Genomic DNA, 26,590 nt, shown 5'->3' on the forward strand with positions numbered 1-26,590 from the left:
TCCTAGAGAGTTATTTTCACTAAAAAAAGTCTCTGTATTCCTACAAGCTTAAATTTCTATATCATCTAGAGGTGTCAAGTGTGCTGGGTTTATTTTTGTTAATAAATCATGCCGGTGTATTCTTACTTTATCCTTATTAATATCTAACTTTGTCATTTCATCCAGCTTATTTATTACGGTTTCAGGCTTTAAATTTCCTGTGCTTCCAGTTGCTAGTATCATTTTTATAATTGCAATATTTTCTTTAACCTCTATTACTTCTATATCATGGATATAGTCTCGAATATTTATTCTTTGTACTTGACTTTTATTTGATTTTTTATAATTATTTTTACGTTTTTTCTCTTTTATATCTATAATTTCTTCTAAATTTAAAAACCCTTTTAATTCCTCTTTTAATACCTCTTCTGTTGTTTGGTTTGAAAAAATTACTTTAACACTATAGATAGAATATTTAATGATGGACATCAATGAATCTGCATTTTTAGGGATGTACTGACTTTTAATAATCCTTAACCCCTCAGGTAAAACCTTGTTTAGTTTGTTTGCAAAATCCTCTAGATCCATAGGTTCTGTAATTTCTATATCTATATATTCTCCCTCACTAGCCACCCCAATAGCTAAAGCAGTAGCAAAGGACATGATTGGGTGGGGGTTGTAGCCTTGTGTATAAGATATAGCTATATTAGCTCTCCTAAAAGCCCTTTCAAACAAACGAATCAAATCCAAGTGAGAAATAAAAACCATATCTCCTTTTTTGTAAAATCTTGATCTTATCCTATGCATTAACAAATTCCTCCTACAAAATCTTGATTGATGCCACATCCTGAACAGCTGGTTCTACAATCCTGCGTTAATTCACCATTTTTAGCTTTTTCATTCTCCTTCATAAGAAACGCTTTAGTTACTCCTACATCTATATGATCCCACGGTAGAATTTCATCATAGTCCCTCTGTCTATTGGCATAAAAGGCAGGATCGATATCGACCTTTTTAAAGATCTCCATCCACTTATTATAATCAAAATGCTCCATCCATCCATCAAACCTACAGCCCTCCTCCACAGCTAATGCTATAACCCTGGACAATCTTCTATCACCCCTAGCAAAGACTGCTTCTAAAAAGCTGGTTTTTGCATCATGATAATTATAGGTTATGTTTTTCCGATGTATTTGTTCTCTTAGAAATTTCTGTCTCTTATCAATTTCTTCTAGTGTAATCTGAGGTTCCCATTGAAATGGTGTAAATGGCTTTGGAACAAAGGTCGAGGTGCTAACAGTAACATTTAAACCCCTCCCCCTTTGGTCTTTAGGGGTTTCATAATATAGGTCTACTACTTTATAGGCCAAGTCCTTAATCCCGGTTAAATCTTCTAGTGTCTCTGTTGGTAATCCTAGCATAAAATACAGCTTTACACTGCTCCATCCTGACTGAAAGGCTTGACCAGCGGCCGTCATTAAATCCTCTTCTACCAGCCCTTTATTAATAACATCTCTTAATCGTTGGCTTCCAGCTTCCGGTGCAAAGGTTAGGCCTGTTTTTCTTACTTTTTGTATCTCTTTAATGAGTTGTAGAGAAAAGCTATCTAATCTTAAGGATGGTAAGGATATACCTATTTTATCACTACTATACTTTTCTATTAAATGAGTTACAAAATCATGTAAGCTTGAATAATCACTGGTGCTTAAGGAAGCTAATGAAATTTCTTCATAACCAGTTGAGGTTAATAGGTTTTCTGCTAAATTCCTTAAACGTTCTACTGACCGTTCACGGATCGGTCTATAAACCATACCAGCTTGACAAAATCTACATCCTCTTGTACAGCCTCTGAATATTTCTAGCACTACCCGATCATGTACCACGTTTAAGTAAGGTACTATCATTGTTTCTGGATAAAATACATCATCTAGGTTTTTGATGATTCTTTTCTTTATTTTTGAAGGTATCCCTTGAATCTTAGGGATAAAGGATTGAATCCTCCCATCTTCTTTATAGGTCACTTCATATAGACTAGGTACATATACCCCAGATATTTTAGCAACTTCTTCTAAGAAGTTTGCTTTTACATAACCTTCCTTTTTAAATTTTCTATAAATATCTAATACTTCTATTTGTACTTCTTCCCCTTCTCCTAGCACTATAATGTCAGCAAAATCTGCAATAGGTTCAGGGTTGTAGGCACAAGGTCCTCCTAGTATAACAAGAGGATGGTCTTCAGTACGGTCTTTACTAAATACTGGAACTCCTGCTAAATGTAGCATATTTAAAATGTTACTGTAGCTTAGTTCATATTGTAGGGTAAAGCCTAAAAAATCAAAACCTTTAATAGGTTGTCTACTTTCTAGAGCAAAAAGAGGAATGTTGTTACTTCTCATTTCCTCTTCCATATCTACTGCAGGTGCAAAAACTCTTTCACAATAAACATCGTCTATTGTATTTAATAGATGATACATAATTTGCATACCTAAGTGACTCATGCCAACCTCATAAATATCTGGGAAACAAAATCCATAGCGTATTGTTCCATTATCAATTGATTTATGTATACTATTTAACTCGTTTCCTAAGTATCTTGCAGGTTTTTCAACTTTGTACAGTAAATCTTCAATATTAACAGCATTCATATATGGTCCTCCAATTCTTTTTCCTTCATATGTATATTCCTTTATAAGTATATGATAACATAACTGATTTGAAAATATGTTATTATATATTGATTATTTTTTTAATATTTCTAAAAGATTGGCTAAAGTTAATTTGTAATTATATTGAATGATGGCATCTAATATTTCACTTTCTGAAATGTTTCCTAACACCTTGCCTTTTGTATTAATTACTGTGACAAAGTGATATTTACTTGTTGAAAATTCCTGTAAAACTTTTCTTAAATCAATAGATTCCAAGGCAGTTAAGTATTTAACATCCATAATCCCCTTATCCAGCAGTTGCTTTTTCTTAGTGACTATTTGATAAATAAAAGTATAGCCAATTTTTTCTGCTTCATTATGGGCTTTAAAGTATAAGAAAATAGCTATGCCAGTTAAAAAAAAGTTTTCTGTGTTTTTTGTGCCTAGATAAATACTGATAATAAATAGAGAACTTGCTATTATTTTACTAAGTTTTATCATAAATTTCGTTGCCTTTTTAAACCCTATTTTGTTACTAAGATATGCCCTTAGTATTCTTCCACCATCCAGGGGTAAAATTGGAAGCATATTAAATAACCCAATAGTAAGATTTATAAAGATAAAAAATAATAATATATCTACTTGGGTTGTTATATAGGATTGTATCATAATTGCTATTAATAATAAAACAAAGTTTACAATGGGACCAACGATAGAAATAACCATTTCTTTGAAAGGGTCTAAATCCAAATAATTCTCTGCTCTAGCCACCCCTCCAAAGGGAAATAGTTCAATTTCTGTAACATTTACGCCATAATATATAGCTACAAAAGAATGAGCTAATTCATGGGTTACAATAACCAACATGACAAGGATTAGCTCATGAAAATATTCATAATAAATGCTAAAAACCCAAATAGGTATTAGCAAATAATTTATTTTTATTACAATCCCAAACAATTTAAATAGTCTCATTTTAAATGCCTGCCTTTATAGTCTACATACTTTGAATTCCAAGATTAATAAATAGCAAAGGGTCCACCGGTTGTTTGTTTTGCCACACTTCAAATCGTAATTTTCCTGCACTTGTACCTATTATTTCTCCAATGACAACCTTCTGATTTTTACTTACTATTCTCTGGTCTAAATTTTTATACACAGATAACAATTCTCCCTTATGTTTAATAATGATATAATTACCACTTGACTGGTTTTCGCCAATCTCTAACACCACACCCTCCTGTGTGGCAATAACCTCATCCCCTATTTCTCCTTGTATTACAATACCTCTAGTTTTTACTGTTCTTCCCTCTACTTCTTCTTCAAAAAAAGAGATGATCTCCCCCTTCATTGGTGATACAAATTGAGTTTGAGATGTTCCTCCGAAGTTGAAGACTGGGATAATATCATCACTTTTTCTAATTAACTGTAATGCCGAATCCTTTGCCCAGTGATAATTGTCAACTAAGTTAAATTGTTTATTTATTCTATAATCCACTTTAGTAATAATGTAATTGGTTGCTCTTGTATTAATATTTTTTATAATTATGATCACCAGCAATATCGTGAGACATATAATCAGTTTTATGAAAGTTTTTTTAAACCACAGCCCATAATCTATGTCCCATAGACCTACAGGATTTTTGTTTGTTCTATTGTGGAAAATTCCTATGGGTTGGACTTGGTTATTACTTTTTCTTGTATTCATCTTCATTCCCTCCTTTGTGTAGACTTTGTGTAGATTTAGTATAAATATATTGCTATGTTCTTTAATTTATTACAGCCTCTAAAAGTTATTATAGAAATGTGGACAAATAAAAAAGACCATTTATTTTAATAAATAAACAGTCTCTGTAAAACTATATTGTTTACCTTTTATTAACAAATTTTCTCCATTCTAAATCTCCACGTTCTAGAGATCGAATTAAAATTTCTGCAGTAGCAATATTTGTAGCAACAGGAATCATATGTACATCACATAGTCTTATAAGAGCTTGAATGTCTGGCTCATGGGGTTGAGCAGTTAAAGGATCTCTAAAAAAGATAATAATATCCATTCTATTATTAGCGATTTCTGCACCTATTTGTTGGTCTCCTCCCATAGGACCTGACTGAAATCTGTGGACTTCTAGTGAGGTAGCCTCCATAATTTTTTTCCCAGTTGTCCCAGTAGCAAATAGATTATAATCCTTTAATATATACTCATAGGCTGTTGCAAAATTTACCATCATTTCTTTTTTCATGTCATGGGCTATAAGTGCTATATTCATAAGCTTCCTCCTAAATCTATTATCCCCGACTTTTTTCTTTCATTTTTTTAATTGGAATGTTTGCTATTAATGCTGGCATCATGGTGTCATCATTATCTCTTTTTGTTTTTGTCAATGTAACCTCAAATCCTTCTTCATCAATCTCAACATAGTCAGATATAATTTTAATAATATCTCCCTTGACCATATCCAGAAAGTGAGGAGAGCAATTCGTTCTATCGTGCACCAATACTAGCTTTAACCGTTCTTTAGCAACATTTTTGCTTGTTCCATTGTCTTTGTTAAAAAACTTTAAAAAATCCATTGTTTTCCTCCTTTCTATATATTATTTTGCTAAGCCAAAAATCTTTCTTATCTTTGCAACAAATCCTTCAGTAGCCTCCATACTCATATAGGGCACTTGTTCACCAGTAATACGTTTAGCTATATTTCTATAGGCTTGTCCAGCCATGGAAGTATTATCAGTAACTGCTGGTTCGCCTTTATTAGTAGCTATGACAATAGCTTCATCATCAGGAATTACCCCTAATAAGTCAATTGCTAAAATATCAATCATATCTTCGATATTCATCATATCTCCTTTTTTTACCATATCTATCCTAATACGGTTAATAATTAAAAGGGGATCCCTTAATTCTGAAGCCTCTAGAAGGCCTATAATTCTATCGGCATCTCTAACAGCTGATATTTCTGGTGTTGTAACAACAATTGCCCTACTAGCACCAGCTATGGCATTTCTAAATCCTTGCTCAATCCCAGCTGGACAATCTACTAATACATAATCAAAGCCCTCCATCTCTATTAAGTTATTGGTTAACTTCTGCATTTGTTCAGGAGAGATTGCATTTTTATCCTTAGTTTGTGCAGCAGGTAATAAGTGTAATCCCTCATATCGTTTATCTTTGATAAGAGCTTGTCTTAATCTGCACGTCCCTTCTACAACATCTACTAAATCATAAACAATACGGTTTTCTAACCCCATTACAACATCTAAGTTCCTCAAACCTATATCAGCATCAATAACAGCTACTTTGTATCCCAATTGGGATAAGCCTGTACCTAAATTGGCTGTAGTTGTTGTTTTGCCAACGCCACCTTTCCCTGATGTAATGACAATTACTTCTCCCATTATTAATTACCCCCTATTTGTTTACTTTATTGTTTAAGTAAGGTTCAATATATATACTATTTTCTTTAATACGTGCTAATTCTGGATTCTTTGGTTTTTCGTATTTACCATCAGGAGCTCTGGTTATAATGTTTGCAATTCTTAATTGAGTGGGGTCTAAGTATATAGCTGCTACACAAGCCTCCTCATTGCCATTAGAACCCGCATGGGCTATTCCCCTAAGGCTTCCCATAACAATAATATTGCCTTTAGCAGTAACCTGGGCACCAGGATTAACATCCCCTATAATCACTAAATTTCCTTCATAATCAATTTTTTGTCCTGATCTTAAGGTCCCTTTTATAAACTTCGTTTTTCCTTCCATTATACCCTCAAAAACTTCATTGCTTGTTTTATTACTACTGTCCACCTCTTTTTCCTTGACGACATCCATCTTATATCTAGTAGTCATAATATTTTCTAGTTCTTCTTTTTCTTCAGTTGTTAAGAGTTCACAACGAATTTCAAAGATTTTAGCACCCTTAAAAAAAGTTTGTGCCTTTTCCAGCTTATTTATTAGATGCTGTCGAATTGTTTCAAAATCATAATTTGGTTTGATACAAACAAAAAGTCCCTGTTTTGTTCCTTTAAATTCAATTGCGTTTTCTTCAGCCATGGAATACTACCTCCACTAGTGAATTAATTTCTTATTACCTTTTATATCATTTAAATAATAAATTCTCCACAACTATCTTAAATCCTTCTTAATATTAACAAAAAAAGTTAGGGACTATAGTAGGAAAAGCGACAAATAATAACAGTTAATTGGGTACTTTTAAAAAAACAGGTTAACTGCTAGGGAGTTAACCTGTTTTCTATCATTATTCCATCTTGCTCTACTACTGTATTTAATCCCATGTATTCAGCAACTATTTCTCTAAATATGGGGGCACCATATCCTCCAGATCCCCCTTGGAAAATAAGGACTGATATAGCTATCTGGGGATCGTCATAGGGAGCAAAGCCTGTATACCATGCATAGTTGTCGTAATCCCTTTTAAATTGATCCAAATTAGCTCTAGGATTAAGGGCTTTAATGGCTTCTCTCATAACAAAGCTTTCGTCCTCATATCTGGGATTGTCTTTGTTTTCTTCCATCAATTGAGCCATTTTATGCTCTACTGCTGCTTCTGATACCCCCCAAGCTCTTAAATGCTGCTTTAAATATTGTATTTCATCAACAGGAGGGATTTTACCTGATCTTTGGGCTGTTCCTGTCTTCCCAGCTACATCAATAGGGAAGTCTCTAAAATAACTTCTAGCCGACCCTGTTTTGTTAACTAAATACATACCATAGTTCACTTCATCTAAGTTTTTATAGTCTTTTAATTCAATACGCTCTACTAGCTCTGGAGGAAACTCTGTTATACTTTCCCCGTCATAGCTTTGGGTCTTTCTTACTAAGCTTAAATTATACCTATAGCCTCCGTTAGCTAATATAGCCATATAATTCGCCATCTGGAGGGGGGTGTAGGAATGCTCTCCTTGGCCAATAGCGAAGTTCATGGTGTCAGCTACACTCCATCTAGCTTGAGTAAAGTAGCTGTATTTACAAATATCTGTGTAAATATTGGCCCTATCTTCCTTGATGCCTAAATCCACCATTCTTCTATAAACCTCACCTCTAGAAGGATTTTCCTCTGCCCAACTGACAATTTGTTCAATAGTTTCTTTCAATACTTCTTCTGTCGCCTCCACTTTGGTATCATCAAGATCATCCAACTTCATCTGTCTTTCGAGGTGCCGTCTTAGCATAGCTTTAATTGTTCTGGTTTTATTTTCTATGCTAGGGACACCCCCAGATCTTTCCCTAGGCACTTGAATTTCTATTCCGGTTCTATCATTTAATCCAAACATTTTTGTGTATTTTGTGAGAATATCGGTATTCATTTTAATCGGTAAGTATCTTCCAGATCCATAATCATATCCATTGGCTACTGAGTAGAAATAATAATTATTAGAATCAGCAATAGCTTCATGGAGACCTTGATAACCCATTGTTCGACGACTTTGATTCCATAACCAGTTACCAAAGCTATGACCTCCTACTTGAATAAAACCCCTATCTAATATTCTATAGTTTGGACTTAAACCCTGTTCTATACCAGCTAAACCTACAATCATTTTAAAGGTTGAACCAGGTTGTATAGCTGTGCTTGTTGCAATATTAGTAAGAGGTCTTGGAGCTAAGGGGTCCCTTTCATTTTCTGGCATAAGACTATTCCAGTCTGCACTACTTATCCCTGTGGCAAACAGGTTGGGATCATAGGCAGGATAATTAGCCATAGCTAAAACCTCTCCAGTTTTTATATCAGTAACAACTACAGAACCTGAGGTGGCATTATCCAGAGGTCCCCATCTGCTGACGAGGCGATCGGTTCCCCAACGACCTTCATAGGTACCTCCAGCTTGAAGGGTTTTTAGAACCTCCTCTAGGGTTTCCTCTGCCACTCTTTGTAAATTGGCATCAAGGGTTAAATAAACCCCATCTCCAGGAATAGGATCTTCTATTTCCAATACTTTTATAAGCCTTCCCCTGGAGTCCACAACAACCCTTTGAGAGCCGTCCTGACCCTTTAGAGTTTCTTCAAAGCTATGTTCTATTCCAGTTTTACCAATAATATCACTTGGAAGATAGCCCAGTTCTCTAACATATTTATCAATTTCGTTTTGTTGTGATATTTTTCCTAAATTACCCAATACATGAGCAGCCCTTTGGTCTTCTGGGTAATACCGTACGGGCTCAACAGCTATATTTACCCCAGGAAGACTCATGATTTTTTCTTCGATTTCTGTTACTGAAGCCTCTGAAAGGTCTTGGGCAATTCTTACAGGCTGGTATTGTAGATAGCCCTGTTTTCTAAGGAGTTCTCTAACAACCATAATCTTTCTAGCCTCTACATCAGAATATTCCTCAGGAATCTTGTAGACGTTATTTCTAACAATTTGAAAAGCCTCGTAGGCTGAGAGTTCCTTATCTGTAATGTTATAGCTTTGCAACCATTGTTCCTTACGCATTTCCTCAATGAACTGAAATGGTTGTCTGCTTATGGTAATAGGTACAGTGCCCATTGCTCTAATTAACTGTTGTTGAACTTCTCCCGGGTCAGTTTCTTCTATACCATATCTTCTTCGTAGCATTTCAAAAGCTTCTTGTGCAGTTCCTGCTTTTAACAGATCATTTCTTTCCTTCCAATTCTGAATTTCTAAATCATAGGTAAAAACATACTCTCCTTCTTCACTAAAGATGATAGGAAATTCATCATTGTATTTATCTTCATTCTTTTCCAATATATTTATAAGTTTAAGTGATACTTCATTTATTTTCTCATCAATTACTTCATTTTTCATGATTTGGACAGTAAAGCTTGGTCGGTTTCCTGCTAATAGTCTACCGTAACGGTCTCTTATCTCTCCCCTAGCAGCTGGCAATGGTATAGTTTTGATAATTCTGTTCTCGGCCTGCTCCCTATATTCCTCACCCTGAACAATCATAATAGTAGCTAATCTAAATAGAATAACTACAAAAACCAAAATGTATGTTAATATAATAACATTGTATCTGTTTTTTAGCTTTTTAAAAATCATATCGCATCACCATTCTAATATCTTCTAGTTGGTCGAAATATTTTTGATACATAAGCATATACAAAAAGGGAGATAATAGCATTATAAAGGATTTCAATAATAAGGCTTATCTTAAAAATATTTAAAAATTGTAAATTAAATCCTAAAAAATAAATAAAAAATAAGCTAACACCATAATAAAACATGGTTGCCAATGATGTAAATAGAAAAGGAATAATATAATTTTCTTTAAATATGTTTTTGTTTGTAAGGGATATAAAATATCCTATAAGCATATAAACCAGTGCATTTATTCCTATCACTTTTCCAAACAAAATATCTTGTAAAATACCCATAATAAAACCTATTAATGCACTTTTATCTTTTGCTATATTAATAGCAAAGCATACCACTAATATAAGGGCAGTATTAGGAATAACATTATATATTTTAATAAATTGCAGTACTGTTGATTGTAAAAACAAATTTAATACGATAATCAATCCAATAGTTAATACCTTCACTTTATTTAACCCCTTTTATTCGTCCCCTATTATCCTTGGAGCTATAACTAATACCTTATTCATTTTCTTAAAGTTAACAACAGGCTCTACAGTAATGGTTTTTAATAATTGATCAGGAGATTTTCCAACTTCAACAACTTCTCCTATCATAATGCCTCTGGGATATATACCCAAACCAGAAGTGATAATTTTATCTCCTACCACTACTTCTACCATTGGGTCAAATAAATATCCAGTTAATTCATTGGTAATACTCCCTGATACGATTCCTTGATAACTTCTGTCCCTTAAAACCTGAAAGCTTACTGAGCTATTGTTGTCAATAATAGATATAACCTTGGACCAGTTTCCTCCTACTTCATAAACCCTACCAATTAAACCATTGGATGCCAAAACAATACTGTCTTTTTGTATGCCGTGATTTTCTCCTACATCAATGGTAAATATGTCAAACCAATTTCCAGGGGATTTTGCCACAACATTGGCAGTTGTAACCCCGTCAGTTATCTCATATTCCATATAATTTAAAGCAAATTTTAATCCTCTTAACTCCTCTAGTTCGTCTCGAGACATTCTTAGGTCTATGACTTCCTGTTGTAATACCTCTATCTCTTTCTTCAATAGATCATTTTCCCTCTTAATTTTTGAAAAATTGAAAATTGAGGACAAACCATCCCCAACAGTATTGGCTCCAACAGTCACTACCCTCTGAGCAGGGCTAAGGATATTCCCCACCCACTTCTCTACTACAGATAACTCATCCCGCTGTTTAGAGGTAAATCCTATGATTATAATGAGAATGATAGCGACAATTGTCACTATCATTGCTACTTTATCTTTAAAGGTTTTTCTTTCCATCTACCCCACCATCTTTATCTAATTTTTCTTTGGGCTGCTCTAAACTGATCAATATCGTCAGTCATTTTTCCAGTTCCTAGAGCAACACAATCCAGTGGTTCTTCTGCTATTTGTACTGGCATTCCAGTTTCTTTTCTAATTAACTCGTCTAATCCATCCAGCAACGCTCCTCCACCGGTTAGCATAATTCCCATTTCCATAATATCAGCTGCCAGCTCTGGTGGTGTTTTCTCTAAAGTGTATTTTATAGCATCAATAATTTGATTAATAGGCTCCTTCAAAGCTTCTAATATCTCACTAGAAGTAATTTCTAATGTTTTAGGTAATCCTGATACTAAATCTCTACCTCTGATCAGCATTTTTTCTGCTACCTCTTTAGGGAAAGCTGAGCCTATAGTTATCTTAACTTCTTCAGCAGTTCTTTCACCAATCATTAAATTGTACTGACGTTTGATATATTGAACAATAGACTCATCCAGCTCATCTCCCCCTACTCTTATGGACTTAGCAGTAACAATTCCACCTAGAGAGATAATCGCCACTTCTGTTGTTCCACCTCCTATATCAACAACCATGCTTCCCGTTGGTTCTTGAACAGGTAGACCTGCACCAAAGGCTGCTGCCATTGGCTCTTCAATTAAATAGGCTTCTCTTGCTCCGGCTTGACGAGTGGCTTCTTCAACAGCTCTTTTTTCAACCTCTGTTACTCCTGAAGGTACACATACAACAACTGTTGGTGAAATTAAAGTTTTTCTTGAATAAACTTTTCTTATAAAATATTTTAACATACTTTGGGTAATATCAAAATCTGCAATTACACCATCCTTCATAGGGCGTATTGCTATAATATTACCAGGAGTCCTACCTATCATTCTTTTAGCTTCTTCTCCAACTGCTAAAACAGTTTTTGTATCATTTTGTATTGCTACTACAGAAGGCTCCCTTAGAACAATACCTTTTCCCTTTACATATACTAATGTGTTAGCTGTTCCTAAATCAATACCCATATCTTTAGAAAATAGTTTATAAATCCCCATAAATACTGCTCCTTCCTAAATTGTTCATCTACATCATATTTTTTTCTTTTAAACTAGTATAAACATTATCACCAATAATGATGTGATCTAAAACATCAATACCAATAAGTTTTCCAGCTTCCACCAATCTTTGTGTTATCTTGATATCCTCACGACTTGGTTGAGGATCACCACTAGGATGATTATGAACCAATACAATAGCAGAACTGCTACGTTTTATGGCTCTTATAAATACTTCTCTAGGATGTACAATGGAGCTATTTAAACTTCCTACCGAAATGTTTTCTACTGCAATTACCTCATTTTTGGTATTTAAAAGTACTAGATTAAAAAATTCTTTTTTTAAATAACGCATTTCCTCCATTAGTAAATGACTAATATCATCAGGTCCTTTTATTTTATAATTATTTGCTTTTGCAGTTAAAGCTATACGTTTACCAAACTCTACAGCTGCAATTATTTGTGCTGATTTTGCTAATCCTACTCCTTTTATTTGACTCAATTCTTCAATTGTACAGTCGGTAAAAAAACGTAATCCATCTTTTGTAGCTGCTATTATGCTTTGAGCTAAATCAATAGCAGACATTTCTCTTGTTCCGGTTGATAATAAAATTGCTAGAAGTTCTGTATTGGACAAAGTGTCAACGCCATAGTTTAAAAGTTTTTCTCTAGGTCTTTCACAAGCTGGCATTTTTTTAATTGTAGTATATAAACTACCTCTATCCATACCACTTCACCCCAATTAAGAAAGATATTTTAAAAGATGAATATTGAAATAATGGTTTAGCATTTCTCCTAACTTGTATATAGGCAATCCTACAACATTATAATAATCTCCATCAATTTTTCTAACAAACAAAGATGCTTTCCCTTGTATGCCATATCCACCAGCCTTATCCATAGGTTCTCCAGTGGCTATATATTGATTTATCTCTATATCCTCTAATTGTCTAAAGCATACTTTTGTAATCTCATAATCCCTTATTTCTTTTTTAGTATGGCAATCTATTAAAGCAAGACCTGTAACCACCTCATGCTGATTACCCGATAACTGTTTAAGCATCCTAAAGGCCTCCAATTGATCTTGAGGCTTTCCAAGGATTTGATTGTTAACAACAACCGTGTCAGCCCCTATAACAATGACCTTGTCATTTATTTTGTCAGCAACATTTTTAGCCTTTTGATAGGCTAATTCAGTTGCAAGGTGATAGGGATCCATGTCTTGATTAAGCTTTTCTTCAATATCACTGGTTATAATTTGAAATTGAACACCTAGATTTTCTAATATTTCTTTTCGTCTTGGGGAATTCGAGGCTAATACTATTTTATACATAATTTCACCTACAATTTATTAAATATAATTACTGACAGCAACAGACCAATTAAACTAGACACATTAATATCCATTAATAATGTAAGCTTAAGGTAAATAACACCTAAATTAATTTCAAAGTTGTTTAATCCTAATGCTTCAGGTCCATAGGACAGTATAGGTAGAGTATTGCCTAAAGTAGATGCAATTAAGCCTCCTAATACAACACCAGTAATAATAAGCAGTATCAATATCCAAGGATTACGATATTTGCTCATATTTCTCCCCCTTATGTTAATTTTAAAATAAAAATTAACTGATTTTATCTTTCAAGATGAATTTTGGCTTTTGATAGTGTGAAATTAGCCGTTATTCCTATAAAAATTCCTGTAAATATACTGGCCAACATCATAATCGGTAAATATACATAAATTCTTGGGTTGTTTATAATTAGAGCAGCAACAGTTAACTGAGCAACATTGTGTCCCAATGCTCCAAAAACACTGACCCCTACTAGACTAAAATACTTGTTAAACATTTTGTATACTATCCACATTAATAAAGTACTAATAAGAGCTCCTGCCATGCTATACATCATGGAGGTGACAGCCCCCGTGGCTATGCCGGCAATAAATGATCTTAATAGGTTTACTGCTAAAGCATATTTAATACCATATATTACCAATGTAATTAGTCCGATAATGTTAGCTAAACCTAGCTTTGCTCCTGGTGCTATGCCTATAAAAGGATTGGGTATAAAACCTTCAACAATATGAAGGGCCAAGCCTAGGGAAGTTAGCATAGCTAAATGCACTAATTTTTTTGTATTCATTATTAACCACACTTTCTTATATTCAGCTTAATTTGTTCATTAGCCCATTAAAAGTTTATCATTAAAGACTTTAAGTTACAAGTAGAAAAAATTTGATATTTTTTCAAAAAAGTTTAACCCTCCAGCACTTTTGTACTAGAGGGCGTTATTAATTCATTTTAATAGACTTTTTAGGACATTTTCCTTCACAGACTCCACAGCCTATACATTTATCTGCTAATACTTTATGCTTTCCTTTTAATTCACCTTCAATAGCCTCTACAGGACACTGTTTTTTGCAAATAGTACATCCTATACAGGTTTCTTCATCGATAACTGCCTTCTTTCTTTTTTCTAAATTCCCTTCAATAGCATTTGTTGGGCATTTTTCTACACAAACAAAGCATTGTGTGCATTTTGCATAGTCGATGAAGGCCAAATTATTTTTAAAGTCAATAGCACCAAAAGGACAGGCTTTTACACATATTTGACATCCAATACATCCAACTTCACATTTTTTTCTTACAATTTTACCACTTTCTTTATTATTACATGTGATAACAACGCTTTGGTCATAAGGAACCATATCTATTACATCTTTAGGACATACTTCAATACATTTGCCACAGGCGGTACATTTTTCAGGAATAATTCTTGCAATTCTTCCTTCAACTATCTCTATAGCATCAAATTGACAGGCCTTTACACAGGTTCCAAAACCTAGACAAGAATAATTGCAAGATTTCTCTCCGCCTCCACCGACCATAGAAGCAGCTACACAATCATTGATACCATGGTATTCAAATTTATCTCTACACTTCTCCTTATCACCATTACAGATAACCTTAGCAACTTTTCTAGCACTGGTATCTACTTCTACACCCATGATTTCTGCTAAGGCCTTTGCACAATCAGGACCTCCTACTGGACATCCATCTACAGGTGCTTTCCCTTCAGCTACTAGTTTAGCAAAGCTATCACATCCAGGTACGCCACAACCTCCACAGTTAGCTCCTGGTAAAGCATCTCTAATGGCAAGGGCCTTTGGATCTATTTCAACAGCAAACTTTTGCGATGCATAGGCAAGCCCAGCACCGAAAACTAAGCCTAGGCCACCTAAGCTAACAATGGGGTAAATAATGCTTTGAAAGTTCATAATATCCCTCCTTTATACAAGTCCAGCAAATCCTAAAAAGGCCATTGACATCAAACTTGCCGTAATAAGTGCAATGGGAAAACCTTTAAAAGACTTAGGTACATGAGCTAATTCTAATCTTTCACGTATTGCAGCAAATAAAACAATGGCTAACGAAAACCCTACAGCTGCTCCTATAGCATGCACAATTGTTTCAATTAAGTTATAATCCTGTGAAATATTTAAGATAGTTAATCCTAAAACTGCACAGTTAGTAGTAATTAAAGGTAAAAATACTCCTAATGATTGATAAAGTGTAGGACTACTCTTTTGAATAATCATCTCTACCAGCTGAACTAAAGAAGCAATAACTAGAATAAAAGCTATCGTTTGCATATATTGTATTTCTAGGTTGTCTAAGATAAATATTTGTACCAAATATGTTATAACAGATGCTAAAGCCATAACAAAGGTAACCGCCATGCCCATGCCAAAGGCTGTTTCTACTTGTTTTGAAACACCTAAGAAAGGACATATTCCTAAAAATCTAGATAATATAAAGTTGTTTACTAAAATGGCACTAACTAAAATAACAAATAATGACGAAACTGACAAATCCTACACCCCCCTATAATTTATTTAAGTCTTTTGAAGTAAGTTTATTAAATATTGCTAAAAGTATACCTAATGCTAGGAATGCTCCTGGAGGCATTGTCATAAATCTTGCTGGTTCAAAGCTACTCCAGGTAGCAACTTGACCAAATATTGTTCCAGCACCTAGCCACTCCCTTACAATTCCTAATACTACCAATGCCCCTGTAAAACCTAAGCCCATTCCCACACCGTCTATCACTGAGCCAAATGTAGAGCTTTTAGAAGCAAAGGATTCTGCTCGAGCTAAAATTAAACAGTTTACAACAATCAATGGAATAAATATTCCCAGTGCTGCATTTAATGCTGGTAAGTAAGCCCTCATTAGCATTCCAACCATCGTTACAAATGTAGCAATAACAACAATAAAGGATGGAATTCTAATCTTACTAGGAATGAAATTCTTTAATAATGAAATAACTGTATTTGAACCTACTAAAACTGCTGTCGTGGCTAAACCCATACCTAATCCATTTAATGCAGAGTTGGTTACGGCTAAAGTAGGACACATTCCTAATACCTGTACAAAAACTGGGTTGTCAAAGACAAGTCCCTTCATAAATATTCTATTTGGTTTCACAGTAGTTCACCTCCGATAATTTAGCGGTTTTTTAACAGTTCCTCAAACAAACTGCGGACAGCGTTAACTCCTTCAACAACAGCCTCTGAAGAAACGGTGGCACCAGAAATTGCTTCAATATATTGAGCCCCACTTTCTCCACCCTTCGTCACAATGAATTCGTCATCTGTAGGTTTATCAAGAAACTGATTAGTAAAGGATGCATCAGCAATTTTGGAGCCTAGACCTGGTGTTTCAGTATTATCTCCTATTTTAACACCAGTAATTCTTCCCTCACTGGATATACCAACAAGCATTTCTATTCTACCGTCATAACCCTGAGGATTAACTTTTACTGTATAACCTACAGTTTCACCAGCTGTTAACCCTTCGAATACTTCTAAGATAAGTCTTCTATCCAACAGCTCTTCATCCTCTAGGACATTAAAATCTTCTGCCTCGGGTAATAGAGCTACTAAGGCTTGTCTTGTCTCCTCAAGGGCCCTTTCTTGAATAATTCCCTGTGTTACATCATTGGTAACTCCTAATATTAAACCAGCAATTGAAGTAATTATTAATAGTATTAAACCTAATTTTATAATTTCACGCATTTTTTATTTCACCTCCCCAAATACTCTAGGGGTTGTATATCTATCAATTAACGGTGATGCTACATTCATAAGGAGTATAGAAAAGGCTACACCCTCTGGATAAGCACCATACAATCTAATTAATGCAGTTAACAATCCACATCCAAAAGCAAAATACATTCTTCCTTTTGGTGTAACTGGAGATGAAGAGTAGTCAGTAGCCATATAGATGGCGCCAATCATTAATCCTCCAGAAAACACATGGTACAGCATATAGGTAATATCAAAGTTACCAAAGAGTAAAGTGAAAATAGCTACCGTTCCTACATAAATTCCCGGTACTTTCCAAGAAATAACCCCTTTATAAACCAGATAAATTCCACCTAGTATTAAAAGAATAGCGGATGTTTCCCCCATACTGCCACTAGTGTTACCTATAATCGTATTAAATAATGGCGGTACATTGGCAGGTACTGTGTTTCCTGTTGCCTTAATAAGAGCTAGAGGTGTTGCAGTAGTCATTGCATCTACTCCTGGTGTAATCCAATCCGTCATACGGTCTGTCCATGATAGGGTTAAAAATATTCTCCCTGCAAGGGCTGGGTTCATAAAGTTATGGCCAATACCCCCAAATGCTTGTTTTACAATGGCTATAGCAAAAAAAGAACCAATTACTGGCATCCACCAAGCCGCTGAAGCAGGAATATTTAATGCTAATAATAGGCCTGTTACAACGGCACTAAAGTCATTAATTGTCACAGGGCGACCCATCCATTTTTGAACACCTGCTTCCGTAACAACAGCTGTTAATACTGCTAATAATATCAGAATAGCAGCATTTGTTTTAAAATAATAGATAGCTGCTACTGTAGCTGGTAATAAAGCAATCACTACATCTAACATAATTCTCTCGGTTGTATCATCATCCAATATATGTGGAGAAGAAGATACAATTAGCTTTTCATCCATTGATTTCCCTCCCATTTATTTGTTTTTCTTTTGTTCTCTTTTTTTAGCGATAATTTGATTTTTAGCTACTCTTATAGATGGTAGCAATGGTCTTCTTGAAGGACAAACATAAGAGCATGATCCACATTCAATACAATCTAATGCCCTATAGTTTTCTGCATGTTCTATTCTATTGGCCAATGAATTTTCACTAATATACACTGGTTGAAGGTTGGCAGGACATATTTCAACACATCTTGCACATCGTATGCAGTTAGAAGGGTTAGGTAGTTGGGCCCCTTCCTTATCAAAAACTAATACACCAGATGTTCCTTTTACAGCAGGTATTTCATCAGTGTGTTGAGCACTGCCCATCATAGGTCCACCTAAAATAAGCTTTCCTGGCGTTGTAGCATATCCTCCACACTGTTGAATTAATTCTTTAATTGGAGTACCTATTTTCACACTTAAATTTTTAGGATTTTTTACAGCAGTTCCAGTGATAGTTGTAATTCTATCAATTAAAGGCATTCCCGTTTTAATGGTTTTAGCTATTTGTGCAGCTGTTCCCACATTGCTTACAATAACCCCTACTTCCATTGGTAAACCACCAGAAGGAACTTCTTTATTTGTAATAGCATATATTAACTGTTTTTCCCCACCTTGAGGATATTTTGTCTGTAATGCTACCACTTTTATATTTGATTCCTTTTCTATAGCCTTTAACATCTTTTCAATAGCATCAGGCTTATTGTTTTCAATGCCTATATAGGCATTTTTTACCCCTACTGCCTTCATCATCGCTTTTAATCCATATACAATTTCTTCGGAACTCTCCAGCATTAAACGGTGGTCAGCAGTTAAGTAGGGTTCGCATTCTGCCCCATTCAATATAATTGTATCTATTTTCTTTTCTGGAGGAGGTGATAATTTTACATGGGTTGGAAAAGTAGCACCACCCATCCCAACAATACCAGCTTCCTTTATAATTTCAGTAATTTCTTTTGGTTCCAGACCCTCAATATCACCTTTTGGTTGAATAGATGGATCTATTTCATTTTTCCCATCTGATTCAATGGTTATTGCTAAACCTTCGTTTCCTGTTGCAATAGGAACATCGCTAATTGCTTTAACAGTCCCAGATACACTGGAGTGTACAGGTGCCGATACAAAACCTTGAGCCTCACCAATTTTTTGTCCAACCTTTACTTCATCTCCCACTTTTACAATAGGTTCACAGGGTGCACCTATATGTTGTTGCATAGGTATAACCACCACAGATGGCTCAGCTGCTTTTTCAATATTCAATCTAGCAGTTGATTCCTTAGCTTCTGGTGGATGAATACCTCCCCTAAAAGTTAAAAACTTCATTTGTATTTTCACCCCTTATTTGATTTTATGAAATAGGTATTATAAATTTATAAATCTAGATACAATTGTATCTAGTAAAATTGTATACTGTATATCTTAAACATTATATTTATAGGATAATAATTATTATCCTATAATATCCTTCTTATGCTACATTTTATTCCTTTCTATTGAAGGTAATTTGATTTATTTGTGGTTTACTGTTTGGAATAAAGGAGATTTTAACGTTATCAAGAGGACTGTAAGGTTTGTGAACGCACGTTCCTAGATTTTGTTAAAAACTTGATTATTGTAATCGTAATTTAACAAGAACTATTATACAATAAATTCTTTATAATTGCCATGCTATTATAAAAGTTTAAGTTTTAACAATGTTTAGCAACTCTTTTTTTATGTATTCTCTCATCCACTCAATCACTCTAATATCACTAATAGGCAGTCCTTTAAGGATTTTCTTAACTTCTCGTGTATTTAAGCAAAAACTATTATTATTATAGTAATGGGTATATATATAATCCATATCATTTTCTGTCATTAATAAAGTTGCAATTGTATCTTCTATACTCCCTAAGGGCGCTCTATCAATATGACTGTATTGGAAGGTAGCTTCTAGCCTAGTACCCTTTCCTTTTTCCGAATCAATTTTAAAGCTTCCATTACACTGTACTGCGGCAGCTTTAAATAAGGATATACCTAACCCTACTTTCCTTGTGGTTCTTGTAGTAAAAAAGGGGTCCTCTACCTTTTTTAAGGTATCTTCATCCATTCCAACGCCATTGTCAATAATTTTAATAGTCATTAAGTCTTCAATAATATCCTCACAAACTGTAATTTCTACTAAGCTAGCCTCTGCTTTAATAGAATTTTGTACGAGGTCTAATATATGTAGCGCTAATTCCTTCAAACTTTTTCCCCCTTATCAAAATGTTTATCCTATTAAAAAGATTATAGTCTACTTAATAGGATAAAGGGCAGCTAAAATATCTTGAATTTTTTTACTGGATGTTTTAATAAAAAATTCTCTTTCTAATATTTCTCCTAGGGCGTGGGCATCGGAGCTAATAATCTTATTATACTTAGCAAGGTATGGATGTCGTTTAGTTAAATTGGTGTAATCACAATTTTTCGTAATTTCCACTGTTTTTAAACAAAAGTCTGGGGAAATGAATCCTAAGTTAGAAAGAATACTAAAGCTATTTCTATCAATATGAGCTGGTATTGGAATACCCCCTAACCCCTTTATTTCCCTAATAATTTCTTTAAGAGGTAAGTTAATTGCATTAATAAGTAAATAATTGTAATCCTCTACAATATTATCGTCCTCATCGTATATATATTGATTTCCAAATAATTTTGGGCTGTTGGGCGCTTTGGGTAGTGTATCATCTAGTATCAGTTGAAATTCAAGGGCAGCACTTATATTTTGAAATAGTGCCAGTAGGTGAACCTCTTCTTTTGTAGTTATTTCTATACCTGGAATACATATAATATTGTGCTTTTTAGCTACATTCACAAAACTTCTGAGGTTTTTAGTAGAGTTATGGTCTGTAATAGCTATAGCATCTAATCCTTTTAAAACAGCCATTTGTATGATGTTATTTGGAGTCATATCATTACTTGAGCAAGGAGATAAACCACTGTGTATATGAAGATCAACTGCTATTGTCATTTTATTTCTATTAATTTAGCAATCTCTGTAGCTAGTTGATATGCACTGTAATCACATCTTAACAGTGGTATACCTTCTTCATCAGCTTTGTTTTTTGTTACCTCTTCTATTTCTGCACTTTCTACTATAATAACGCAGGCAGCTTCTCCTAACGCTGCAACGGCAATAACATTAATATTTGTCTGGATTGTAATCCAGGCTTCCCCATACTTCAAATGAGCCATAACCCAGCTCAATAAATCTCCTATATAAACACCACTTATCTCATTATCTAAACCCTGCTGTCCCCCTACTAGTTCTAACGATAGCTTTTCCATTAATTGTTTAACAGTAATCATACTTCATCTCCTTTATTTTGACTCTGTTGACAATTGTTATAAATAACCACATATAGTTTTGTATACTGACCTATTACGGATTCAATTTTAAATTCATCAGAGCATCTTTTGATATTTGGTAGACCCATTCCAGCACCAAATCCCAACTCCCTTATTTTTTCTGAAGCTGTTGAATAACCAGCCTTCATAGCCAACTCTATATTTTCAATGCCAGGTCCACGGTCTACTGCAGTAATTACTATTTTTTCAGGTTCAATATCCACTTCTATATATCCGCCTTCTGAGTGTATAATGATATTCATTTCAGCTTCGTAGGTGGCTATTGCAATTTTTCTAAGCTTTTCAGAATTAATTCCCAGTTGTCTTAATGTTTTTTTTATATTGCTAGATGCTTGTCCTGCTCTTATAAAGTCATCTTTTTCTACTGGATAGTTTAACTTAATAACCCTCACACCCTCCTAGCAGTATTGAATTTACTGGCTTTTATTTATGTACAATATTAGCTCCCTTTAAACCTTTAGAATATAATATGCCAGAGCTAACATACATAATATTCTGTGTTGACATAATAACAATTCCATTTTCTTTTGCCAATTGTATTGTATGCTCGTCAGGTTTTTTTCCCCGTACAAAGACTACAGCGGCAATGTCCATCATTTCAGCAGTTCGAATTGTATGAGAATTTACCAAGCCTGTTAATAGCAAGGTTTTATCATCAACAAACGCTAGAACATCACTCATCAAATCACATGCAAATGCAGTTTTCACTTCTTTGTCTAAAAATTCATCCCCCGATAAAATCTCCGCTCCTAATAATTCTTTAACTTCTTTTAATGTCATTTAATCACCTCCATTTAAGTTTATCATTTGATAGTTTCTAAAATTCTAAATATACTGTCTAAAAACAAGCTGTGTACCCTATACAGATTTTCTTCATCCTCTAGCAATTCTTGAGAACGTTTAATATTGCTTTCTTGATGATACAGCATTTTATCAATAACTTTTTTTTCGGGTATACCTTCAGGCAACTCCTTATCTTGGATGGATTCGGCTAACCTTTTTACTATTTTTTCCTGTTCTAGTAATAGTTCTTTATAGCTCCTCAATTCACCTTCTTTTTCAATAAAATTATACCATTCTTTTGACTGTTTATCCATTATTTCAATTAAACTATTTAACTCTTTAACAATGCCATCCCCCAACTGCTGCTGAGTCTTTGGATAGGTTAATTTCTTAGATGCCGAATGTACTTCACTTATATAGGCATCTGGATAAAATTCCTTTACTTTAGGTAATTGTCCTTCTACAAATTCTCTTTCTGTTAATCCTAGAGTATAGACCTTGTAAACATTATCCATCTTATAAATTAAATGAGAGAGTTTGTTTTCATTTAATTCAGCTATAAAATCTTCTATGTTACTAGTATCAGATACACTGGCTACCTGTATCATATAAATAGAAAGGGGAGATAAATCTTTATAAATCATATCTTCCTCCCCATTGTTTTTAACTTGATTTCCTGACTCTTCTATCTCTTCATCTTCTTCAATAAATATCACTTCTTCTTCATCATTGATAATTCCTTGTAATTCCTCTTCTTCTAATGTCATATCAGAATATAAAACTGGCATCACTAATCTTTCTGTTATTCTAGAACCAATAAATATTGCACTTAAAGGAATAATTACCAAAAACAATATAATTAAACCATAATTATAGTTTCTTTTAGTTCTCCTAACAGCAAACCTTTTTCCCCTCATAATAATTCCTCCAATTCCTAATGTTTATTAATCTTTACATCTGTTTAATGATTTTAAATTTAAATCTTCTTAACTTATAATATTTCTTGAACCCTTGTCTTATTATATATATAATAAGGGTTAATAAAATTATTCCATAATTGTAAGTAATTCTATGATGAAAAATATTGTCCAACAATTTTTAAAAGAAAAAATTTCTCTAGAAATCCTTCAAAATCGTTGGACAAGTCTGGTTATAGTACTGCAGAAAAAACCTCAAAAACCAACGAAACAGGCATAAAAGCCTGTTTCGTTGGTTTATTTCAATGTTATAATCTCACTGCAGTTGAATATCTATTTTTATAGGTGTTCTCATTTAAAGAAGAAATAATAACCCTCATGTTACCGCCAGAGGATGCATGAATAAATTCATTGTTACCAACATAAATCCCAACATGATTGATTGTTTTACTGCTTCCATTATTAAAAAACACCAAATCTCCTATCTGAAGCTGATTTCTACTTACCTGTGTTCCTACATTTGCTTGACTCCTAGAAGTTCTTGGTAAATTAATTCCTTTTTGTTGTAAATACTCCTTATAGTATGTATTAAATATATAGTATGTAAAGCCTGAACAGTCAAAGCTGTTAGGTCCATTACCAGCGTACCTATAGGGACGTCCTATATATTTTTCTGTTATAGATTTTATATTGCTTAAAGTATTAGTTCTAGAGCCAGAACGACTTACTTGTGTTGATACATTGATTTGTAACTCAATCATATCACTTTTTATCCATCCTTCTGTAAAATCCTCTGTCAAAATATGATACCAACCATCTTTATAGTCCTTTATATAAATAGTATGGTTTTTATTTAGTGTTATAGTAATGGGTGCCCCTGAGCTTGCTTCTGCTCTTACAGAGCTATCGTCATTAAGTACAATAGCTTGAGGATAATTGGGTACTAGCTTTACATAATTAGCATTGACAAAACCTTTTACCCCGTTATTTAGTTGAACTTGATACCATTCTTTCTCTTCTTGAATGATAATTGTCTCTGTTCCATTGGGTACCTTCGAAATAATGCTATTATTTGTTGACGGTCCAGATCTAACATTCAGTATACTGGCCGTAGTGACTCCTTTTTTTATTGTGTTCTTCTTATCATTTAATAAAACAATGTCTTTATACATCCAACCTTCGGTAGAATTGTCCTCTAGTTTTACAAAATACCAATCCTCCTGTTGTTTATGTATACTTACTTCTGTTCCAATCTTCAAGGTCTCTGTTATCTTTCCTGCAAAGTCTGGTGATTTTCTTAAGATACCTTGGCTAGCAATGATTGTAGCTGAAGGATTTTCTGCAGCTGCAAAAGAGGTTGACAATAAACTGAACATCAATATAACTATTAACATCTGTAGGTTTCTTGTTTTTAACTTTGTCATAAATTTCACCACCCAATACTTACTAAACTTTTATCATTAATAAGTATTTTCTATTTATTTGTTAAAACTCCTCTTTTTTCGAAAAAATTCTTGTTATTATGAAAACTTTTTTTGCATAGACTATTAAAATTATATTGTTACTATGATATAAAATTTAAAGGGGCAAAGAAAACACTTTGCCCTTTAGGAATTGGTTATATTAATACCATAAAATATTTCTGTCATTTCTTTATTTAGATTTTGAAGAATTTCATTTCTTCCTTCCTCGTCCAAATCTTTTTCCTTCATTTCAAATAGATAATTGTCTAGATCAATATCTTTGATCTTCATTTTTGTATGAAATATATTAGATTGATAGATATTCATATCAATCAGACTATATTTATCAATTGTTTCCTGTTGAATAAAATCCTGTATAGAACTTATCTCGTGATCTATAAAATACTTAGATCCTTTTATGTCTCTAGTAAATCCCCTGACTCTATAGTCAATTGTAATGATATCTGAGTCAAAACAACCTATCAAATAATTTAAAGCCTTTAAGGGGGAAATGGTTCCACAGGTAGACACATCTATATCTACTCTAAAGGTGCTAATATTATTTTCAGGGTGACTTTCAGGATATGTGTGAACAGTTACATGACTTTTATCTAAATGGCCTACTATATTTTCTCTAATTGGCGTTATAACTCCTCTATTGCATGATGGATCCAGTACATACAAAGGTACTTCTTCCTCTGAAATTAGTAGGGTTACACTTGCCCCTTGGGGATCGTAATCCTGCTTGGCCACATTTAAAACGCTAGCTCCTATAGTTTTTGTAACGTTTTCTAGTATTTTAGTCAGCCTCTCAGAGTTATATTGTTCATCAATATACTCGATATATTTTTTACGATCTTCCACTGTTTTAGTATAACAAATATCATAAATATTAAAACTTAAAGATTTTGTTAAATTGTTGAACCCATATAATTTTAATTTGTTTTTAGTTAATTTTGCCAACCTCATTCCCCATTTCTATTTATTTCTCTCACAAAATTATACAGCTTATATTTTTATTGTCAAGTCTGAGTTTGGTAGTACATAAAATTTAATATTTACTCGTATATTAGATTTTGCATTTAAAAGATAAATATTCGTAAAAATAGCATCGTTATATATTGTGGATATAAATAATACACCTTCCTATATGGATGTTGTCTCCAACATCCATATAGGAAGGTGTTGTGCTTGTACATTGATATTGCCCGATTTTAAGCTTCCTTCCAATTGTGGTGGACCGCTTGAACATCATCGTTATCCTCAAGCATATCAATCATTTTTTCCATTTTCTTGATATCTTCTCCCTCTAGCACTGCTTCTGTTTGAGGGATATAAACTACATCAGCTTCAATAAATTGATAACCTTCTTCTAAAAGACTATCCTTCACTGTAGGAAAGTCTTCTGGCAAAGTAATAATTTCGTAGGCTTCGTCTTCTACTAAAAAATCCTCCGCTCCTGCCTCAAGAACTGTCATCATTAGTGTTTCTTCGTCTATTTCTTCATTTTTCTCTATAATAATCTGTCCTTTTCTATCAAATAGAAAGGATACACAGCCAGTAGTTCCTAGGTTGCCACCGTTTTTGTCAAAGGCATGTCTTACTTCACCAGCGGTTCTATTTCTATTGTCAGTTAAAGCCTCTACAATAACAGCCACACCGTTAGGTCCATAGCCCTCATAATTGATTTTTTCGTATTGGTCTCCTCCAGCGTCTCCTGCAGCTTTTTTAATGGCTCTATCTATATTATCATTTGGCATATTGCCTGCTTTAGCCTTATCTATAGCACTCTTTAAACTAGCATTATATTCTGGATCAGTACCACCTTCCCTTGCTGCAACAGTGATTAATCTAGCTAGTTTTGTATATATTTTTGCTCGTTTGGAATCTTGCTTTGCTTTTCGGTCTTTAATATTACCAATTCGACCCATA

The 26,590-nt window shown here is 33.9% G+C and carries 31 protein-coding genes; all 31 read right to left on the reverse strand.

Annotated features, from left to right (window positions below):
• Positions 1-48: 48 nt before the first annotated feature.
• The 31 genes from BLS22_RS07890 to BLS22_RS08040 all read right to left on the reverse strand — a co-directional run bounded on the left by BLS22_RS07890 (position 49) and on the right by BLS22_RS08040 (position 26,589).
• Positions 49-786 (reverse strand): TIGR03936 family radical SAM-associated protein, encoded by a 738-nt coding sequence (locus BLS22_RS07890; RefSeq protein ID WP_176762100.1) that lies wholly within the window; start codon positions 784-786, stop codon positions 49-51.
• Entirely contained in the window at positions 786-2,624 is a 1,839-nt protein-coding gene (locus BLS22_RS07895) for a TIGR03960 family B12-binding radical SAM protein (protein WP_090553173.1), read from the reverse strand. Before BLS22_RS07895 ends, BLS22_RS07890 begins: the two co-directional genes overlap by 1 nt.
• A gap of 93 nt (positions 2,625-2,717) precedes the next feature.
• Positions 2,718-3,602, reverse strand: coding sequence for a M50 family metallopeptidase (locus BLS22_RS07900; RefSeq protein WP_090553175.1), 885 nt, complete (start codon positions 3,600-3,602; stop codon positions 2,718-2,720).
• A 22-nt stretch (positions 3,603-3,624) separates the two neighbouring features.
• Entirely contained in the window at positions 3,625-4,335 is a 711-nt protein-coding gene (locus BLS22_RS07905; protein WP_176762101.1) for a murein hydrolase activator EnvC family protein, read from the reverse strand.
• A gap of 160 nt (positions 4,336-4,495) precedes the next feature.
• Entirely contained in the window at positions 4,496-4,897 is a 402-nt protein-coding gene (gene mgsA, locus BLS22_RS07910; RefSeq protein WP_090553181.1) for a methylglyoxal synthase, read from the reverse strand.
• A gap of 19 nt (positions 4,898-4,916) precedes the next feature.
• Positions 4,917-5,201 carry a cell division topological specificity factor MinE gene (gene minE / locus BLS22_RS07915; RefSeq protein WP_090553184.1) on the reverse strand — a complete coding sequence of 95 codons (285 nt, stop codon included), beginning with the start codon at positions 5,199-5,201 and terminating at the stop codon, positions 4,917-4,919.
• Positions 5,202-5,222: 21 nt separating this feature from the next.
• On the reverse strand, positions 5,223-6,026 hold the full coding sequence (minD, locus tag BLS22_RS07920; protein WP_090553187.1) for a septum site-determining protein MinD: 804 nt from the start codon (positions 6,024-6,026) through the stop codon (positions 5,223-5,225).
• Positions 6,027-6,039: 13 nt separating this feature from the next.
• On the reverse strand, positions 6,040-6,681 hold the full coding sequence (gene minC / locus BLS22_RS07925; RefSeq protein WP_090553190.1) for a septum site-determining protein MinC: 642 nt from the start codon (positions 6,679-6,681) through the stop codon (positions 6,040-6,042).
• 179 nt (positions 6,682-6,860) lie between these two features.
• The gene (locus BLS22_RS07930; RefSeq protein ID WP_090553193.1) at positions 6,861-9,653 is read right to left on the reverse strand and encodes a penicillin-binding transpeptidase domain-containing protein; all 2,793 of its coding nucleotides are present in this window, start codon (positions 9,651-9,653) and stop codon (positions 6,861-6,863) included.
• Positions 9,654-9,667: 14 nt separating this feature from the next.
• Entirely contained in the window at positions 9,668-10,156 is a 489-nt protein-coding gene (gene mreD / locus BLS22_RS07935; RefSeq protein ID WP_090553195.1) for a rod shape-determining protein MreD, read from the reverse strand.
• 15 nt (positions 10,157-10,171) lie between these two features.
• On the reverse strand, positions 10,172-11,014 hold the full coding sequence (mreC, locus tag BLS22_RS07940; RefSeq protein WP_090553198.1) for a rod shape-determining protein MreC: 843 nt from the start codon (positions 11,012-11,014) through the stop codon (positions 10,172-10,174).
• Between the two features lie 14 nt (positions 11,015-11,028).
• Positions 11,029-12,051 carry a rod shape-determining protein gene (locus tag BLS22_RS07945; protein ID WP_090553200.1) on the reverse strand — a complete coding sequence of 341 codons (1,023 nt, stop codon included), beginning with the start codon at positions 12,049-12,051 and terminating at the stop codon, positions 11,029-11,031.
• Between the two features lie 28 nt (positions 12,052-12,079).
• Positions 12,080-12,778 carry a RadC family protein gene (radC, locus tag BLS22_RS07950; protein ID WP_090553202.1) on the reverse strand — a complete coding sequence of 233 codons (699 nt, stop codon included), beginning with the start codon at positions 12,776-12,778 and terminating at the stop codon, positions 12,080-12,082.
• A 15-nt stretch (positions 12,779-12,793) separates the two neighbouring features.
• Positions 12,794-13,384: a Maf family protein gene (locus tag BLS22_RS07955; protein ID WP_090553204.1), complete on the reverse strand. Its 591-nt coding sequence runs from the start codon at positions 13,382-13,384 to the stop codon at positions 12,794-12,796.
• 8 nt (positions 13,385-13,392) lie between these two features.
• Positions 13,393-13,641 (reverse strand): DUF4321 domain-containing protein, encoded by a 249-nt coding sequence (locus tag BLS22_RS07960; RefSeq protein ID WP_090553207.1) that lies wholly within the window; start codon positions 13,639-13,641, stop codon positions 13,393-13,395.
• Positions 13,642-13,685: 44 nt separating this feature from the next.
• Positions 13,686-14,195, reverse strand: a complete 510-nt coding sequence (locus tag BLS22_RS07965) for a Gx transporter family protein (protein WP_090553209.1) — start codon at positions 14,193-14,195, stop codon at positions 13,686-13,688.
• 148 nt (positions 14,196-14,343) lie between these two features.
• Positions 14,344-15,330, reverse strand: coding sequence for an RnfABCDGE type electron transport complex subunit B (locus BLS22_RS07970; protein ID WP_090553212.1), 987 nt, complete (start codon positions 15,328-15,330; stop codon positions 14,344-14,346).
• A 12-nt stretch (positions 15,331-15,342) separates the two neighbouring features.
• Positions 15,343-15,924 carry an electron transport complex subunit RsxA gene (rsxA, locus tag BLS22_RS07975; RefSeq protein WP_090553215.1) on the reverse strand — a complete coding sequence of 194 codons (582 nt, stop codon included), beginning with the start codon at positions 15,922-15,924 and terminating at the stop codon, positions 15,343-15,345.
• Between the two features lie 13 nt (positions 15,925-15,937).
• Positions 15,938-16,519, reverse strand: a complete 582-nt coding sequence (gene rsxE, locus BLS22_RS07980) for an electron transport complex subunit RsxE (RefSeq protein WP_408633669.1) — start codon at positions 16,517-16,519, stop codon at positions 15,938-15,940.
• 41 nt (positions 16,520-16,560) lie between these two features.
• Complete coding sequence (locus BLS22_RS07985) at positions 16,561-17,130, reverse strand: RnfABCDGE type electron transport complex subunit G (RefSeq protein ID WP_090553220.1); 570 nt, start codon at positions 17,128-17,130, stop codon at positions 16,561-16,563.
• 3 nt (positions 17,131-17,133) lie between these two features.
• Positions 17,134-18,078 carry an RnfABCDGE type electron transport complex subunit D gene (locus tag BLS22_RS07990; protein WP_090553221.1) on the reverse strand — a complete coding sequence of 315 codons (945 nt, stop codon included), beginning with the start codon at positions 18,076-18,078 and terminating at the stop codon, positions 17,134-17,136.
• 15 nt (positions 18,079-18,093) lie between these two features.
• Positions 18,094-19,428, reverse strand: a complete 1,335-nt coding sequence (rsxC, locus tag BLS22_RS07995; RefSeq protein WP_176762102.1) for an electron transport complex subunit RsxC — start codon at positions 19,426-19,428, stop codon at positions 18,094-18,096.
• Between the two features lie 358 nt (positions 19,429-19,786).
• A complete protein-coding gene (locus tag BLS22_RS08000; RefSeq protein ID WP_090553222.1) occupies positions 19,787-20,332 on the reverse strand; it encodes an ATP-binding protein in 546 nt (181 codons plus the stop codon).
• A gap of 48 nt (positions 20,333-20,380) precedes the next feature.
• Positions 20,381-21,097, reverse strand: a complete 717-nt coding sequence (locus tag BLS22_RS08005; RefSeq protein WP_090553223.1) for a PHP domain-containing protein — start codon at positions 21,095-21,097, stop codon at positions 20,381-20,383.
• Positions 21,094-21,435: a DRTGG domain-containing protein gene (locus BLS22_RS08010; protein WP_090553224.1), complete on the reverse strand. Its 342-nt coding sequence runs from the start codon at positions 21,433-21,435 to the stop codon at positions 21,094-21,096. The genes BLS22_RS08005 and BLS22_RS08010 overlap by 4 nt, the downstream gene beginning before the upstream one ends.
• Complete coding sequence (locus BLS22_RS08015; RefSeq protein ID WP_090553225.1) at positions 21,432-21,887, reverse strand: ATP-binding protein; 456 nt, start codon at positions 21,885-21,887, stop codon at positions 21,432-21,434. The genes BLS22_RS08010 and BLS22_RS08015 overlap by 4 nt, the downstream gene beginning before the upstream one ends.
• A 31-nt stretch (positions 21,888-21,918) precedes the next feature.
• Positions 21,919-22,275: a DRTGG domain-containing protein gene (locus BLS22_RS08020; RefSeq protein ID WP_090553226.1), complete on the reverse strand. Its 357-nt coding sequence runs from the start codon at positions 22,273-22,275 to the stop codon at positions 21,919-21,921.
• 23 nt (positions 22,276-22,298) lie between these two features.
• Positions 22,299-23,195 (reverse strand): hypothetical protein, encoded by an 897-nt coding sequence (locus tag BLS22_RS08025; RefSeq protein ID WP_090553227.1) that lies wholly within the window; start codon positions 23,193-23,195, stop codon positions 22,299-22,301.
• Between the two features lie 308 nt (positions 23,196-23,503).
• Positions 23,504-24,619 carry a C40 family peptidase gene (locus BLS22_RS08030; RefSeq protein WP_090553228.1) on the reverse strand — a complete coding sequence of 372 codons (1,116 nt, stop codon included), beginning with the start codon at positions 24,617-24,619 and terminating at the stop codon, positions 23,504-23,506.
• A 183-nt stretch (positions 24,620-24,802) separates the two neighbouring features.
• Positions 24,803-25,621: an adenosylmethionine decarboxylase gene (gene speD / locus BLS22_RS08035; protein ID WP_244269497.1), complete on the reverse strand. Its 819-nt coding sequence runs from the start codon at positions 25,619-25,621 to the stop codon at positions 24,803-24,805.
• 251 nt (positions 25,622-25,872) lie between these two features.
• Positions 25,873-26,589: a YebC/PmpR family DNA-binding transcriptional regulator gene (locus BLS22_RS08040; RefSeq protein ID WP_090553230.1), complete on the reverse strand. Its 717-nt coding sequence runs from the start codon at positions 26,587-26,589 to the stop codon at positions 25,873-25,875.
• Position 26,590 lies beyond the last annotated feature (1 nt).

Source organism: Natronincola ferrireducens, from assembly GCF_900100845.1.
GTDB classification, from domain to species: domain Bacteria; phylum Bacillota; class Clostridia; order Peptostreptococcales; family Natronincolaceae; genus Natronincola_B; species Natronincola_B ferrireducens.

Excerpts from the sequence above, each read along its gene's own strand:
- BLS22_RS07890 (WP_176762100.1), bottom strand. The coding sequence starts at position 786 with ATGCATAGGATAAGATCAAGATTTTACAAAAAAGGAGATATGGTTTTT.
- BLS22_RS07895 (WP_090553173.1), bottom strand. The coding sequence starts at position 2,624 with ATGAATGCTGTTAATATTGAAGATTTACTGTACAAAGTTGAAAAACCT.
- BLS22_RS07900 (WP_090553175.1), bottom strand. The coding sequence starts at position 3,602 with ATGAGACTATTTAAATTGTTTGGGATTGTAATAAAAATAAATTATTTG.
- BLS22_RS07905 (WP_176762101.1), bottom strand. The coding sequence starts at position 4,335 with ATGAATACAAGAAAAAGTAATAACCAAGTCCAACCCATAGGAATTTTC.
- mgsA (WP_090553181.1), bottom strand. The coding sequence starts at position 4,897 with ATGAATATAGCACTTATAGCCCATGACATGAAAAAAGAAATGATGGTA.
- minE (WP_090553184.1), bottom strand. The coding sequence starts at position 5,201 with ATGGATTTTTTAAAGTTTTTTAACAAAGACAATGGAACAAGCAAAAAT.
- minD (WP_090553187.1), bottom strand. The coding sequence starts at position 6,026 with ATGGGAGAAGTAATTGTCATTACATCAGGGAAAGGTGGCGTTGGCAAA.
- minC (WP_090553190.1), bottom strand. The coding sequence starts at position 6,681 with ATGGCTGAAGAAAACGCAATTGAATTTAAAGGAACAAAACAGGGACTT.
- BLS22_RS07930 (WP_090553193.1), bottom strand. The coding sequence starts at position 9,653 with ATGATTTTTAAAAAGCTAAAAAACAGATACAATGTTATTATATTAACA.
- mreC (WP_090553198.1), bottom strand. The coding sequence starts at position 11,014 with ATGGAAAGAAAAACCTTTAAAGATAAAGTAGCAATGATAGTGACAATT.
- BLS22_RS07945 (WP_090553200.1), bottom strand. The coding sequence starts at position 12,051 with ATGGGGATTTATAAACTATTTTCTAAAGATATGGGTATTGATTTAGGA.
- radC (WP_090553202.1), bottom strand. The coding sequence starts at position 12,778 with ATGGATAGAGGTAGTTTATATACTACAATTAAAAAAATGCCAGCTTGT.
- BLS22_RS07955 (WP_090553204.1), bottom strand. The coding sequence starts at position 13,384 with ATGTATAAAATAGTATTAGCCTCGAATTCCCCAAGACGAAAAGAAATA.
- BLS22_RS07960 (WP_090553207.1), bottom strand. The coding sequence starts at position 13,641 with ATGAGCAAATATCGTAATCCTTGGATATTGATACTGCTTATTATTACT.
- BLS22_RS07965 (WP_090553209.1), bottom strand. The coding sequence starts at position 14,195 with ATGAATACAAAAAAATTAGTGCATTTAGCTATGCTAACTTCCCTAGGC.
- BLS22_RS07970 (WP_090553212.1), bottom strand. The coding sequence starts at position 15,330 with ATGAACTTTCAAAGCATTATTTACCCCATTGTTAGCTTAGGTGGCCTA.
- rsxE (WP_408633669.1), bottom strand. The coding sequence starts at position 16,519 with ATGAAGGGACTTGTCTTTGACAACCCAGTTTTTGTACAGGTATTAGGA.
- BLS22_RS07985 (WP_090553220.1), bottom strand. The coding sequence starts at position 17,130 with ATGCGTGAAATTATAAAATTAGGTTTAATACTATTAATAATTACTTCA.
- BLS22_RS07990 (WP_090553221.1), bottom strand. The coding sequence starts at position 18,078 with ATGGATGAAAAGCTAATTGTATCTTCTTCTCCACATATATTGGATGAT.
- rsxC (WP_176762102.1), bottom strand. The coding sequence starts at position 19,428 with ATGAAGTTTTTAACTTTTAGGGGAGGTATTCATCCACCAGAAGCTAAG.
- BLS22_RS08005 (WP_090553223.1), bottom strand. The coding sequence starts at position 21,097 with ATGACAATAGCAGTTGATCTTCATATACACAGTGGTTTATCTCCTTGC.
- BLS22_RS08010 (WP_090553224.1), bottom strand. The coding sequence starts at position 21,435 with ATGATTACTGTTAAACAATTAATGGAAAAGCTATCGTTAGAACTAGTA.
- BLS22_RS08020 (WP_090553226.1), bottom strand. The coding sequence starts at position 22,275 with ATGACATTAAAAGAAGTTAAAGAATTATTAGGAGCGGAGATTTTATCG.
- BLS22_RS08025 (WP_090553227.1), bottom strand. The coding sequence starts at position 23,195 with ATGAGGGGAAAAAGGTTTGCTGTTAGGAGAACTAAAAGAAACTATAAT.
- BLS22_RS08030 (WP_090553228.1), bottom strand. The coding sequence starts at position 24,619 with ATGACAAAGTTAAAAACAAGAAACCTACAGATGTTAATAGTTATATTG.
- BLS22_RS08040 (WP_090553230.1), bottom strand. The coding sequence starts at position 26,589 with ATGGGTCGAATTGGTAATATTAAAGACCGAAAAGCAAAGCAAGATTCC.